This is a genomic window from Xenococcus sp. PCC 7305, from assembly GCF_000332055.1.
GTDB lineage: Bacteria > Cyanobacteriota > Cyanobacteriia > Cyanobacteriales > Xenococcaceae > Xenococcus.
In genome coordinates, this window is record NZ_ALVZ01000073.1 from 1 (window position 1) to 13,252 (window position 13,252).

Sequence of the window (13,252 nt, forward strand, 5' to 3'; positions counted from 1 at the left end):
GGCAGAAGGATAAAACTACTTCTAACTTATCCCTTTAGGTTGAATTCCTCCACTTCTTTAAGTGGAACAGGGCATAGTGGTGAGTCTAATTCTCCCACTATGCCAGTTACCGTCTGCCGTCTGCCTTCATTCTTCTGCCTTCGATTCAATTTGGTATGAGAAAATTTACGACCACTTCCTTGTCTCACAGCATAAAAATTAGAGTGGTGAAACAAAAACAAAATACTCATCTTCCAACCTAAGAGTACTCGTGTCCTGACCCGAAAATACTTGGACCCCTATCTCAAACTAAATGTTCACCCATTGCAAATTATCGTTTGTGACCTTTGAGTACATCTTTAACTAATATTAATGAATATGAATATAATCAATAACTTAAACTCTATTAGACGGTTAATGCTATAACTGACCTTAGTAACAACAAGTTTCTCTACTAAGTACTAAAAATTTTCGCTTAGAGGAATATCAGCATTAGGATGGCATCATTTTGACGTCATTTACTAAATGAGCTGAGCAAAATTTGAATATTAATCTTGTATCTAATCACTATTCTGTGACATTAGGATGGTGAATTTGATCGCTATTCTGTGACATTAGGATGATGTCATTTTAATATTATGAAAAGATTTAGTTTGAGACTGACAGAAGCAGAATATCGTAAAGTTAAATCCTATTGCGAGGAGCTTCAGGTATCTATGAATGATGTCTTAAGACAATTAGTTAGAGAATGGTCTCCAAGCCTAGAAATGTCAGAAAAAGCCAACAAAAAGGAGAAAATTACAGACTAATTCATCTGATTAGTTATCTAAAGTTTAATTTATTTTGATCTTTTCAACCATATTTTATACTATTTTAACCCAGATTATTTGTACTTCGTTAAGTACATATTGCTTGAATTAATTTAGCACTTATTGTAACTGTAAAACAATATTGCAATAAATATAAAATGACCAAAATAACAAAAATAAAAAAAACATAAAGAATAATTTAAATCCTATAAAATATAGCAAATATAACAAATTGGGTAAAGAAGATTGTGTAGATATTAATAAACAACAAGCAGCAAGTAAATTACTCCCACATCATTGGATAACAGCTAATAGGTGACCCTAAGAAATGATTTTCTTTAATGTTATGATTTCTGGACTTTAATTCGTGTTTGTGTGGAGTTGCTTTACTACTTAAGAATTCAATAATTCTATATTGCTCCTGTTTTTTGTTAGCCGTAAATAATCCCCAGAGGAAACTGAACTATGACCTACACAATCCCGATTACTTGCGTGCAATGTGGTGACTGCACAACCATATGTCCAACAGGCGCAATTCAAATAGATGACAATAATGAATATTGGATAGAGCCAGGTCTATGTAATGGCTGTGAAGATATAGAATCGGGACCTCTATGTGTTAGTAGTTGTCCTGACAATTTGCCACTACCTTTACCTCCTAAAAAAGGTAGATACAAGGCTGAGGCAATGGTTTTGAATAGCCATCACATTTTCGCTAATGGCCATAACACTCCTATTTCCTCTTCTATGGTTATTTGGGAAGCTTGTAACTTATTGGCAAAAGGAGCGGATTCTTCTTGGCAAACTGATCATGATGGTAAGTTGTATTTTGAGCGCCAGGTCAAGCAAGGGAAAGGTAAAATTGAGTTTCGCCTCAGCGAAAATGTCAACACAGATCTAAATAAGACTTTGAGCAGTCAAGATGCGGAAACTGTTATCAACTCAATGGATATCCGTGCGGCTTGTATGCATTTGATCTTCGCCTCTTTTGCTACTCACCTAGAAAGACCTTGGGAACAAGAGTTTGTAATCGATAACAAACAACTTGAAACTTATTTGGGCTTAAATAAACGCAAGGACTTGAGCAAAGCGACCAAGCTGACTTTGATCAAAAATCTAGTTCAACAACCCTGTAGACTAGTTGCCGATATTGATTGGTTTAGACAGGGTAAAATTCAAGCGTTTTCTGTGCCCCAAGACCGTATTTGGCATTTAATGGCGATCGATCATCACTTTCAAGAAGATGAGCATGGATACAAACATCTTGTAGGCATAACTTTTAGAATCAAAGCCGGTATGTGGGCGAAGTATTTTCTTAATAAACAAGGATATAAAAAATATGTTGCTTATTATCAATACGGCACTTTACCCAAGTTTTTATTAACCACAGTCATGACCATTTGGCATCAACATGAAGGTGCGGTGAGAATGATGCTATGGCTACTATTTAAAACAAAAATGGGCAAACAACAGCGGATTACGATTCCGACATTAATGTATGTGGCTTATGGCGAAGCCAAGATTAATGAGGCTTCATTAAATCGGGAAAAACGAAAGAGACTATTGCGCAGATTTGAGAGTGACTTAGAAGTCCTTAATCATTATCAAATAAAGCCCATGTTCGATCCTATAACCTACCCAACCAAAATTCAGCCTTTGTGGGCGAGATTGGCTGACATTCCCGACGATGCCGAAGAAGCAATGGAGTTTTGGATTAATGATGGTTGCAATGAAACTAGCATTACTAATTCTGCGCCACCAGGAAAATGGAATTTATTGATGAAAGCGAGGATTCTTTACTTTGAATTGCCCCCAGAATGGGATAAGCAACTATCCCATTGGGAAAATAAAAAACAACGAAAAGCTCGTCGTCAGAATAAAGCTAAAAGCACTGCTCATATAAGTGCTGAACAAATTGCGAGTGCCAGAAAAAGACTGGGAATTAGTCAGAGGAAGTTGGCACAGGAAATAGGAAAAAGTCAAAGCTGGATTCGAGATATCGAGAATAGTCGTTTCTCACCTAAAATAGCGGATATTCACAAACTACGCAAAGTCTTGGAGCTACAAGAGTAATGTTATTGCTTGCTGGCTTTTTTTAGTGAGTTCGAGGACAATTTTCTAAATCCTCTAAGACCTTTGGTGCCGATAAACCAATCCAAGCATCGATCTGATCGTAATTAAATCCAACTTGACGAACGTCTTCTACTTGAATCAGAGGACGACGAATCAACAAGGGATATTTCATCATTAAATCTAATGCTGTCTTTTCATCCAAGTTTTTGGGTACTACTTCTCCTGACTTGACTAAAGGTGCAGTTTTATTAAACCAATCAACTATCTTGAGATCGCCAAAAAAGGGACGTAAGCTAGCAAACGTCCAGGGCGTTTTTAGTAAATTATGGGCCAATACTTCATGTCCCGCAGACCATAATAGAGCTTTTTGCTTAGCATTATTAATACATCCAGGTTTTTCATAGAAAATAACTCGTGCCATAATTGCCTCCAGCATCAAATAAAATAACAAATGACCAAAGACTATTGATAATGGGTTTTTAGCAGGGAACCCAGATCCTTGGGACTAACGTCAGCATGCTTGACTTTCCCAGGCATCAAAATTAGGCTGGGAGCTTTTTTACATTGTTTCTGACAGCCTGTGACTTCGATGCTTATTCTTTCTTTTAATCCCAATTTATGAAGGGTTTCTCCCAAAGCCCGATAAAGTTTTTTTCCACCTCGTTTGTCACAACTAGACTTGCGACAAATCAGGATTTTACCTTTTTTATTTTTTCCTGATTTAGTCGATTGTCGAACTTTTGTGGTTTTCATAATCTTAATATTTGTTCCTTGTCTTTGTTTGTCCCAATAGCAAATGACTAATAACTAACAACTAATGACTTCTTCTCATCTAAATCCTGAAATAGAGGCGTGCTTAGATAACGTTCTCCAAAACTAGGTTGAATCATGACGATTAACTTGCCCGCATTTTCTGGCCTTTTCCCAACTTTAATAGCTGCCGCCAGAGCTGCTCCAGTAGAAATGCCTGAAAGTAAACCTTCTTCTTTGGCCAAACGACGACCATAGTCAAAGGCTTCGTCATTGCTAACGGTCACTACTTCATCGATTAAATTGACATCTAATACTTCAGGAATAAAACCCGCACCGATGCCTTGAATTTTATGCCCTCCTGGATTGCCACCAGATAGTACAGCACTATCGGTCGGTTCAACTGCGATCGCCTGAAACTCGGGTTTACGCTGTTTAATAACTTCAGCAATCCCTGTAATGGTGCCCCCCGTTCCCACACCAGCGATCAGGATATCTATTTGTCCATCTGTGTCCGACCAGATTTCCTCTGCGGTAGTTTGAGAGTGAATCTCAGGATTTGCAGGATTTTTAAACTGCTGGAGCATAAACCCATTAGGTAAAGTGGCGGCTAGTTCTTCCGCACAAGAGATCGCACCTTTCATGCCCTCACTAGCAGGAGTTAGCTCCAGCGTTGCGCCATAGGCTTTTAACATGGCCCGTCGTTCCCGACTCATGCTTTCAGGCATGGTGAGGATAATTTGATAGCCTTTAGCAGCAGCAGTCATAGCTAAAGCAATACCAGTATTGCCAGAAGTAGGCTCGATTAATACTGTTTTACCTGGAGAAATTAAACCAGCTTTTTCCGCAGCATTAATCATATTAACTCCGATTCGATCTTTTACTGAGGCTGCGGGATTCATGCTTTCTAATTTGACTATAATTTGAGCCAAACATTCTTCAGCAAAGGGAATCGTATTCAATCGTACCAAGGGAGTTTTCCCAACTAATTCTGTAATATTATTGGCAATTTTCATGATATTTTTTTTAGTTATTAACTTATTACTTATTACTTATTACTTATTCACCGTCCGATCGCCATAGCATAGAGAATATCCTGACTTGTCCCCAAGATTTTTTTGGTTTCATCATCGTGATAAGCTCCAATTCCACTACAGCCAATACCTAAATAATTACTAATTAAATAAAGTCTTTGCCCTAGCCAACCAGCAATCTGCATAGCTGTTTGATAGTTATCGTAGTGGGAAGCAAAAAATAAAGTGATGGCACTATCTCTAGCCAATGCTTGATTAACACATAAATATTTGGCTTGTTCTCTAAAGTCTCCAGCTTTTAGTAACTGAAGTTCTTTGTACAAACCTGTTTCTATTCCTTCAACACGATTAACTACTAAATAGATTACAATATTTTCTTGATTAATTGTCGGTAAAGTCTGCTGCAAACAATGCCAAATTTGTTCCCATTCTGCTTGAGTAATCGTTCCTCCTTTAAAAGCTCTTGCCGATCGCCTGCCAAGAATTGTTGGTAAAAACTTTTCTGGGGGACAATTAAAATATGGTATTTCAGGAACTAACTTTCTATTAGAAAATAAATCCCTTGCTGTATCATTTAAAACCGTATTTCTATATCCTGCCTCGATAAAGGGATTAGCCTCAAAATAATCTGTAGGAGAAACAAAAGGTAGAGGCGATCGCAATTTGCGAACAGTTTTGGGCTTAATTTCTCCAGAAATTACACTCGCAGTAACAAATTCTTTATTTTCAAACCCTAGATCGCGATTAAGCTCAATCTTATCAAAATCAAAAATAACTTGAATCGCTTTTTGATATAAGTAAGCAGCAGCAGCGATCGCACCTAGATGATGCCCACTATCCAAAAAACAATAGCGCAAACTTCTATTTTTATATTTCCAACTAGAGCGATAATAAACAGAGCTTACTAAAAAAATAAAACCCTTGACTAAACAATCAGGTAAGATATAACTTTCCAAGCCATCATCAATCAATTCATAAACCAAAGTCAATGAGTTGGTAGCTACTTCTAGGTGATAAATACCATCTATAATTCCTTTGATTCCTCGAATCTGAACATAAACATCAGAAGGATATAGAGCTCCTGCTGAAGGATTTACTCTCAACTGATAAGAATCATATTTGTACCGTTTCTCGAAAGTAATAGTACTAGTTAAACGAATAAAATCATGAACTGGATTCTCTTTATCTAATTCAAAACGACGATAAAATTTGGGGTAGATCTTAAAAGCAGACGGTTGAGTTATCGCATCCACATAATTCGGATCTAGCATCACCGACAGAGGAGAATGCTTAGTCGCATCGTGGAATTTTTTACCGACAGTTTCTAATTGTTGAATAGCCATTATTAGTCAATCTTTTGGTCAATGATTTCGCAATAAATTAAAAATCTCGACAGTATTAGAAAACTCGATCGCTCTAAAATCATCAAGATTTCTGAGATTAGGATTTGCCCCTGCTGCTAATAAAAGTTTAACTGCCTCCGCTTTACCTGAAGAGGCAGCATACATTAATACAGTGACACCGTTATCATTTTGATTGTTAAGATTGATACCTGCATTAATCAGCAACTCCATAAGCTCAAAATAATCTCTAAAACAAGCAAACCAAAGAGCGTTATTGCCGTCATTATTTGTTAGGTTAATGTCAACTCCATTACTAAGTAAATCCTGTACAATATCAATCTCTCTTTCTCGGCTAGCAAGGACTAAAGCTGTGGTGCCATTATCGCCTTGTTGGTCTAGATTTTTTGCACTGTAGCCTTTTCCTTGTAGCCATACTTTTGTCGTTTGTTTAAGTGCTTTAGTTATCGTCATGATTCTTATACCTCAGTGGATAATTCTGGATACAAGCCTAATTGTTTGGCAAGTTGACGAGCGATAAAGATCAAGAATTGGGAACTTTCTTGGTTATTTTCGTGGGCCATAATTGTCGCTACCTGCATGATGGTTTTGATCAATTCAGCATCAATTAAATCTGCACTAGCATCTAAAACCTCTGGCTCTTTGCCATTCGGACAACGAAGGAGGCGATCGATTAATTTGAAATATTCTTCTTGGCGTTCGTTATTAGTCATTAGTCTTTAACATGGTTGATTAGTCATCTTCATCGGGCGATTGTGTGAGTACTTCAAAGACTGTAGTTGCACAAAATTCCCGACTATCGTCTATTTCCCTAACTCTTTCGCTAATTTCTTTAGCTGAAGTGAGCCTGCCTAGTTGGGCAAGAATTAAACCCTTGGCTGCATAGGCGTTTAGGTATAGTCGAATATTAGGTTCTTGTTTGTGAGTGAGTAAAATTGGCTTAAGTTGTGACCATTCAATTGGTAAGTTTTCTGTTTTTGAGATCAACTGGAGAACCTGTTCGGCAATTGACAGCGCAGTTGCCGGTTGATGTTTATAGAAAAAGAAGCGATAAGCTCCCACCAATACATCGAGGTTATTTCCTGCTTGAGATAAAGCTGATCTGATGTATTTTTCTGCTAAGCCTGTGTACTCCCAATTATCACTAGCTAAGAGCAATAATTTTTTAACTTCTGGCTCAACATCACACCAAGAAAGCCGATCTTGAATAGTTTGCATGATTTGTTTAATCTTAATTATTGAGGAAAATACTGGCGGAGGTTTTCAATCCAATTTTCGATGCGTTCATCGGTTTTTTCACTTTCATTAATTTCGTCAATGGGCAATCCGACAAATTTACCGTCACGAACGGCGAAAGAATAATTGAAAGTGTAATCATCTGTGGGAACTTCCCCAACTATGGTGGCCCCTGCTTCTTTAAAAGAGTCGTACAAAATTCCCAAAGCGCTGACAAAATTTTCGCCATGAGTTCCACAGTCTCCTGCCCCAAAAAAAGCAATGGTCTTGCCTGTAAAATCGGGTTTTTCATCTTCCATGTCTACTAGAGGATCGCGCCAATCATTTTGCACTTCCCCTGAGCCCCAAGTAGAAGAACCAAGCAATAAATAATCGTATTGCAACATGTCGTCAAAATCATCAAAGTCATCTTCCATGTTGTAAAGAGTGCAAACATCTTCATCAAAATAACCGACAAGTTTTTCAGCGATTTCTTCAGTTACACCGGCTGTGCTACCGTAGAAAATTCCAATTTTAGCCATGATTACATCTCCTGTTAGTGATAAGATTGTTGGTAAGTTATTTACAAAGTTGACTATTACTTTCTAGAGTTTTACTTGTTATCGATTTGATTGAAAATCCTGATTATCGACTTCCGCCATTGGCAAGATATTATTCCAAGATTTATCTTTCGAAGACTCTGGAGTAAAGTTACTAGAAGTAAAGGCGAGGGTGATAATAAGGACTATGAGAGTTAAAATTTCTTCTCGAAGACGTTCTGAATTGTTCATGATCTTTATTTGAATTCATTATTAAGCATTACTGATACTTTGGACTGCAAAGGTAAATAAAATTCTCAATCTATCTTGCTGCTGGCATTTCAGGTAGAGACTGATTGTCTAACGATTTTGAATTTGGTTGACGAAAAATTAGATCGAAGATCAAAGATAGAGTTAGGACTAGCAGAATAAGAATTTTATGTTGGGCAGCTTGTTGGGCAATTTTGATATTTCTTCCTTTCATAGCTAATTTCCCTTATCCAATTGAATAGATAACAACAAATTTTTATAATTTCCTAGCTCGGAAAGTTTGAGGCAGTTTAGCATCGTCTTCCAACCCATCAAAAGACAATTGCCAACCATTAGCTAGAGTTAAAATTTTGCCTTCTGTTGTAGTGGTTTGCTCGACCACTTCTTCTTCCAAATCTTTTTTCGGTACATAGACAGATAAATGTCCTAGATCGTTTTTATGTAACATTACTTTCATGATTTTTTCCTGCCGATTTTATTTGTTATTGTTTATGGCGTTTCTCAGATTTATTGAGGTACACGTACTTTCTATTCCCTATTCCCCGTTCCCGAAAGCTTAGATTTGCTGTACCTCACGAGAAAAAGAATTGCTATATAAGAATTAATTGACTTTGGGGATTAGATTTAGCAACTCGTCTGCTGTTAAACTACGTTTTAATTCAACTGATAAGTCTCGCACTGTAGCCAAAAGCGATCGCGTTTCTTCTAAGCTCAGAGCAATATCATGTTGTTGTAAAAAGTTATTAATCAAATGTTTGCCAGAATGCTTGCCAATCACTAAGCGCCGTTGTCGTCCCACTTCTTCGGGGCTAAAGGGTTCGTAGGTGGCAGGATTTTGGATTACTCCATGGCCGTGGATGCCCGATTCGTGAGCAAAAGCGTTATCCCCCACGATCGCCTTCCAGGGAGGAACATCGCAACCAGAAGCTTCAACTATAAATTTTGATATTTCTTGAAATCGTTGGGTATCGATACCAATATTGATTCCATAGATGCGCTTCAATGCCATGACCACTTCTTCTAAAGCAGCATTACCCGCTCTTTCTCCTAAGCCATTGACCGTGGTATTGACAGAAGTTGCTCCTGCTCTGATACCCGCTAAGGCATTAGCCGTTGCCATACCAAAATCATTATGGGTATGCATTTCTACGGGAATATCTAGCTTAGCGACTAAGTTTTCGACTTTTTTATAGGTCATTAAAGGATCGAGAATCCCTACGGTATCGCAAAAACGAAACCGAGATGCCCCCCAATCTTGAGCCGCTAAGGCCATATCCAGTAAAAAATTGTCATCAGCCCGAGAAGAGTCTTCCCCACCGACCGAAATATATAAACCGCGATCGCAAGCATAACGAATCGTGTTTCGGAGTAAATTTAAGACTAGCTGAGAATTACCCTGAAACTTAACAGCAATTTGGATTTGGGAAACCGGAATAGATATATGCACTCGTTCTAGACCACAAGCTAGAGAAGCATCGATATCTGCGCGCACAGCACGATTCCAACCAGTAAGCTTAGTTTTCAAACCGAGTTTGACGATCTCGGTAATTGCTTCGGCTTCGGTACTACCCATTGCGGGAATGCCCACTTCCAGCTCTTGTACGCCAATGGCATCCATTAAGCTGGCAAAGACAACTTTTTCTTCTATATTAAAAGCGACTCCTGCCGCTTGTTCTCCATCTCGCAAGGTTGTATCGTTAATCTGAATCGATGGCATAACATATTCCTCAATAGCCCCTAACGGGGAAGTCAAAAGTCAAAAGTCAAAAGTAAATCTACTCCGAAAGTTAAGAGTCTCAACGGTGATCTAACTAATTTTGACTTTCCAACCAATCAAAAAGATGGTCTAATCTTGATCGGGAGACCAAACCGTATTGCCAGAGCAACATTGGGATGGGTGCTTTTAATTCCTCTTGTTTTTGCATAACTAAAGAAATTTCAGCAGGAGATATCGTTAACTCCTCTTGTAAAAACCGACCTAATTCCGTAACTTGTAAATTGAATTCCATGATTTCTTGCCCTTGGCTAGTAGTCATTGGTCTTCAGTTAGCAAAAACCAATGACCAGTGACCAATGACTATGTCTAATTACCAACAAATTCTAGGGTTAGGCTATCGCTGGCTAGGAAATGATCGAGATGGAAGGCTCTTTCTTCGGTAGCTAGGAGAAGTTGTTCGTAGAGATAACGAGTAGCTCGATCTCCCACACTCTCAGCTTGAGCAGCTTGACGACGAATGAGATCGATAATTTTCTGCTCAGCAGCTAGATCATTAACGATCATTTGACGACAGCCAAAGATGCCATCTTCTTCCGGTGTAAAGCAACAAAGCTCGGCTAATTTGCTAAAGCTGGCCGCAGGAGCACCTCCCAAACCATTTAAACGTTCCCCAATATCATGGGCATGGCCAGCAACTGCTTCATAACTTTCTTGAAAATATTGATGAATTGAGTAAAATTCTGAACCTTCTACTACAAAATGATGTTTTTGATATTGTAGATAAAGAGCCTGAAAACTTGCTAGAGCAAGATTTAAACCTTCGCAGACAGGAACGACAACCTCTTTTTCCAAACCAACAGGATTATTGGCAACTTCTCCGAAAGATTGTAAGACTAATGTTTGTGTCATGATTCTTTAATTTGTAAGTCCCGTTAAACGAGATAAGTAGGGTTAATCTGTTTTTCCTTGGCCATTTGTTGTTTAGTATCTATGACTAACGACTAATGGCTATTGATCGATGATTAATGACATCTAATTCCGTTGACCAACACCGCTCCAGCCATGTAATGGATTCCGAGCGCGTGTTGATAAATTGCTGAATAGCACTACGGAGTAGAATGGCATGAATGCAACTATCAATTTCTACCCAGAGCGCACCATCTTCGGGGCACCAGCAGGGAATATTTAATTCTTGCAGGCGATGATGGACACTCCAGCGATCGCCACGATGGATCTTAGCTACCTGACTGACAAAGGCGTCAGGGCGGGGAAGTTTGTACATGATATTAAGGTTGATAAGGGGATAATTTCTGTATCTGTTGTTCCAAACTCTCGATGCGATCGATTAAAGAATGAATGATCTTAGCTTCTGGATCAGGTAATTTGCCATGTTCTAGGGGGCAGCCCTGGCCAGTACGAGAAGAAACGATACGACCAGGAATGCCTACCACTGTAGAATCATCTGGGACATCTCTTAGTACGATCGAGCCCGCACCGACGCGAACATTATTACCGATATTAATATTTCCTAAAATCTTGGCGCCAGCACCGACAACCACATTTTGGGCCAAAGTCGGATGACGCTTTCCTATTTGTTTGCCTGTGCCACCCAAGGTGACATTTTGGTAGATTAAACAATAATCACCAACAATCGCAGTCTCACCAATGACGACTCCCATTCCATGATCGATAAAAACTCCTTTGCCAATAGTTGCACCAGGATGAATTTCAATACCAGTGAGAAATCTTCCTAAGTGAGATAGGAAACGGGGCACTAGAGGAACTTGCTTTTGCCACAGCCATTTACCAATGCGATGTAAAGCTAAAGCATGAACTCCAGGGTAACAAATCAATACTTCTAGCCAATTACTAGCTGCTGGATCGCGATCAAAGATAATCTTAAAATCTTCCCAGAGACTTGATGGCCAAGGCATGTTTGCAAATAAGATGTTTGAGTTTTGATGCTTTAACCCTTGTTTGTTGTTGATAGTTAGTGGCTGTTGCATTTTTATCCTTCCTTTGCGTCTTGCGCCGAGATTAATCCCACTTGATTCGGACGCAGGGTCGCTCGTCTATGTAATGCTTATATCAGTACCCTTAATTTTGTTTAGAATGATGGGTACAGGTTAGATTCATTAGATTCATTAGATTGCACTCATCAATAGAAAACTTAAGACTGGATAATGTGTTGAGCGATCTATAAACTTTTCTTGGGGTCTATCTACTAGTATTTTTACCAACAGGTCTTAGTATTGTTCGAGCAAGCTATTGGTATTTAGTCATCCAGATGATATTTTCTAGAACCTAGTCTGAATAAGAAATAGACGAGATGCTACTGTCAAAAATCAGGTACTCATAGAAGCATCAGAAGTTACCTAAACAGAACTCGGTCAGGGTATAGTTTGTAGCGATTGTTACGTTTTTCTTAAACTTGATAATCTCGACTACCAAACTCAGAATGAAAATAATGTTACTTTAGATACAGATTGAGACAGAGACCGAATCTTGGTGCAAGTCTCATGACAGAAATTGAATTCCGTAACTTTTCTGGAGAGGTTTGACAGGCTTACTCCAGTTTTTTTTGTTTTTTTAGTATCAAGTTCAATCATTGGCAACTTCGGCGATCGCATGTAATTCAATCTAATACGGTAAATCTCTTGACGTTTTTTAACTTGCGATCAAATGTAACTGTATGAGTCGCTCCATGATGATGATTTACTGTACCGATTAGATAATCTGCAAAATCTGCTTTTCCCTGTTTGGTAGCAGCGATCGCTTGATAAGCAATCGAACGATTTTCAAAATCAAACTTAGGACTTTGTAGCATCAGTTCTAGAGTTTCCATGATTTCTGTTTGAGAATACCTATAAGGTTTTCCCTTTAAAACCCAAAATATTTCGCACAAAACTACATTACAGAGAAAGCATGATTCAGACTGGTTGATAAGATCTACAGCTTTTTGCCATTGTGTTTCGTCGTCTCGGGTTAGATATCGCACGACGACATTAGTATCAAGTCCAATCATGGGCAGCCTCAGCGATCGCTTTTTCCATCTCATCGAGAGAAGCCGTTGACATTCCTTCTCGGTGCAAAATCCCCGACAAGCTTTCAGCAGAAATATTTAAGGGTATTACTTTCACTTCTCCATTTTCATCAATAACAAAATCTATTTTGCTGCCATTATCTAAGTTCAAGTAGTCCCTAATTTGTTTGGGAATGGTTACTTGTCCTTTTGCTGTTAAACGAGCTTGAACCATTACTATTGTTCCTTACTATTATTCCTTACTTTATAGTAAGACATTATCAGAGTGAGCAGGAATTCGTTGCAAAATCTAAAAGAGCAAGTTCTGGCGTTGCTGATTTAAAACATGAAAGAATTTTGGACTAATCTTCTTTGCTTCTTTCTTTGCGTCTTTGCGCCTTTGCGCGAAACGAATTCATATCTGGATTCAGCAACGCCCTTAGTTTAAGGCGATCGCATTAAAATGGTAAGAGAAAGTTAAAT

General features: G+C 38.5%; 20 protein-coding genes. 2 read left to right on the forward strand and 18 right to left on the reverse strand.

Going from position 1 to position 13,252, the window contains the following annotated elements:
• Nucleotides 1-617 precede the first annotated feature (617 nt).
• On the forward strand, nt 618-788 hold the full coding sequence (locus XEN7305_RS02225) for a ribbon-helix-helix protein, CopG family (RefSeq protein WP_006507702.1): 171 nt from the start codon (nt 618-620) through the stop codon (nt 786-788).
• 465 nt (nt 789-1,253) lie between these two features.
• Nucleotides 1,254-2,861 (forward strand): helix-turn-helix domain-containing protein, encoded by a 1,608-nt coding sequence (locus XEN7305_RS02230; RefSeq protein ID WP_006507703.1) that lies wholly within the window; start codon nt 1,254-1,256, stop codon nt 2,859-2,861.
• A 22-nt stretch (nt 2,862-2,883) separates the two neighbouring features.
• Here XEN7305_RS02230 and XEN7305_RS02235 read toward each other — a convergent pair whose 3' ends face one another.
• The 18 genes from XEN7305_RS02235 to XEN7305_RS02310 form a co-directional block, all read right to left on the reverse strand.
• Complete coding sequence (locus XEN7305_RS02235; protein ID WP_006507704.1) at nt 2,884-3,282, reverse strand: ArsC/Spx/MgsR family protein; 399 nt, start codon at nt 3,280-3,282, stop codon at nt 2,884-2,886.
• 41 nt (nt 3,283-3,323) lie between these two features.
• Entirely contained in the window at nt 3,324-3,614 is a 291-nt protein-coding gene (locus tag XEN7305_RS02240) for a (2Fe-2S) ferredoxin domain-containing protein (protein ID WP_006507705.1), read from the reverse strand.
• Between the two features lie 47 nt (nt 3,615-3,661).
• Nucleotides 3,662-4,627 carry a cysteine synthase A gene (cysK, locus tag XEN7305_RS02245; RefSeq protein WP_006507706.1) on the reverse strand — a complete coding sequence of 322 codons (966 nt, stop codon included), beginning with the start codon at nt 4,625-4,627 and terminating at the stop codon, nt 3,662-3,664.
• Between the two features lie 47 nt (nt 4,628-4,674).
• Nucleotides 4,675-5,988 (reverse strand): nitroreductase family protein, encoded by a 1,314-nt coding sequence (locus XEN7305_RS02250; RefSeq protein ID WP_006507707.1) that lies wholly within the window; start codon nt 5,986-5,988, stop codon nt 4,675-4,677.
• 18 nt (nt 5,989-6,006) lie between these two features.
• Nucleotides 6,007-6,459 carry an ankyrin repeat domain-containing protein gene (locus XEN7305_RS02255; protein WP_006507708.1) on the reverse strand — a complete coding sequence of 151 codons (453 nt, stop codon included), beginning with the start codon at nt 6,457-6,459 and terminating at the stop codon, nt 6,007-6,009.
• 5 nt (nt 6,460-6,464) lie between these two features.
• Nucleotides 6,465-6,719, reverse strand: coding sequence for a hypothetical protein (locus XEN7305_RS02260; RefSeq protein ID WP_006507709.1), 255 nt, complete (start codon nt 6,717-6,719; stop codon nt 6,465-6,467).
• Between the two features lie 19 nt (nt 6,720-6,738).
• Complete coding sequence (locus XEN7305_RS02265) at nt 6,739-7,224, reverse strand: hypothetical protein (protein ID WP_006507710.1); 486 nt, start codon at nt 7,222-7,224, stop codon at nt 6,739-6,741.
• A gap of 17 nt (nt 7,225-7,241) precedes the next feature.
• Complete coding sequence (locus tag XEN7305_RS02270; RefSeq protein ID WP_006507711.1) at nt 7,242-7,763, reverse strand: flavodoxin; 522 nt, start codon at nt 7,761-7,763, stop codon at nt 7,242-7,244.
• Nucleotides 7,764-7,841: 78 nt separating this feature from the next.
• The gene (locus XEN7305_RS28840) at nt 7,842-8,012 is read right to left on the reverse strand and encodes a hypothetical protein (protein WP_006507712.1); all 171 of its coding nucleotides are present in this window, start codon (nt 8,010-8,012) and stop codon (nt 7,842-7,844) included.
• Between the two features lie 70 nt (nt 8,013-8,082).
• Nucleotides 8,083-8,244: a hypothetical protein gene (locus tag XEN7305_RS28845; RefSeq protein ID WP_006507713.1), complete on the reverse strand. Its 162-nt coding sequence runs from the start codon at nt 8,242-8,244 to the stop codon at nt 8,083-8,085.
• Between the two features lie 42 nt (nt 8,245-8,286).
• Nucleotides 8,287-8,487, reverse strand: a complete 201-nt coding sequence (gene nifT, locus XEN7305_RS02275) for a putative nitrogen fixation protein NifT (protein ID WP_006507714.1) — start codon at nt 8,485-8,487, stop codon at nt 8,287-8,289.
• 144 nt (nt 8,488-8,631) lie between these two features.
• On the reverse strand, nt 8,632-9,747 hold the full coding sequence (gene nifV, locus XEN7305_RS02280; RefSeq protein ID WP_006507715.1) for a homocitrate synthase: 1,116 nt from the start codon (nt 9,745-9,747) through the stop codon (nt 8,632-8,634).
• 94 nt (nt 9,748-9,841) lie between these two features.
• Entirely contained in the window at nt 9,842-10,066 is a 225-nt protein-coding gene (locus tag XEN7305_RS02285; protein ID WP_006507716.1) for a DUF2949 domain-containing protein, read from the reverse strand.
• 47 nt (nt 10,067-10,113) lie between these two features.
• A complete protein-coding gene (locus tag XEN7305_RS02290) occupies nt 10,114-10,656 on the reverse strand; it encodes a Dps family protein (protein WP_006507717.1) in 543 nt (180 codons plus the stop codon).
• Between the two features lie 85 nt (nt 10,657-10,741).
• On the reverse strand, nt 10,742-11,029 hold the full coding sequence (locus XEN7305_RS02295; protein ID WP_006507718.1) for an Asr1405/Asl0597 family protein: 288 nt from the start codon (nt 11,027-11,029) through the stop codon (nt 10,742-10,744).
• Between the two features lie 4 nt (nt 11,030-11,033).
• Nucleotides 11,034-11,681: a serine O-acetyltransferase gene (cysE, locus tag XEN7305_RS02300; RefSeq protein WP_202951229.1), complete on the reverse strand. Its 648-nt coding sequence runs from the start codon at nt 11,679-11,681 to the stop codon at nt 11,034-11,036.
• A gap of 701 nt (nt 11,682-12,382) precedes the next feature.
• Entirely contained in the window at nt 12,383-12,772 is a 390-nt protein-coding gene (locus XEN7305_RS02305; protein WP_006507720.1) for a PIN domain-containing protein, read from the reverse strand.
• Entirely contained in the window at nt 12,759-13,004 is a 246-nt protein-coding gene (locus XEN7305_RS02310) for an AbrB/MazE/SpoVT family DNA-binding domain-containing protein (protein WP_006507721.1), read from the reverse strand. The genes XEN7305_RS02305 and XEN7305_RS02310 overlap by 14 nt, the downstream gene beginning before the upstream one ends.
• Nucleotides 13,005-13,252 lie beyond the last annotated feature (248 nt).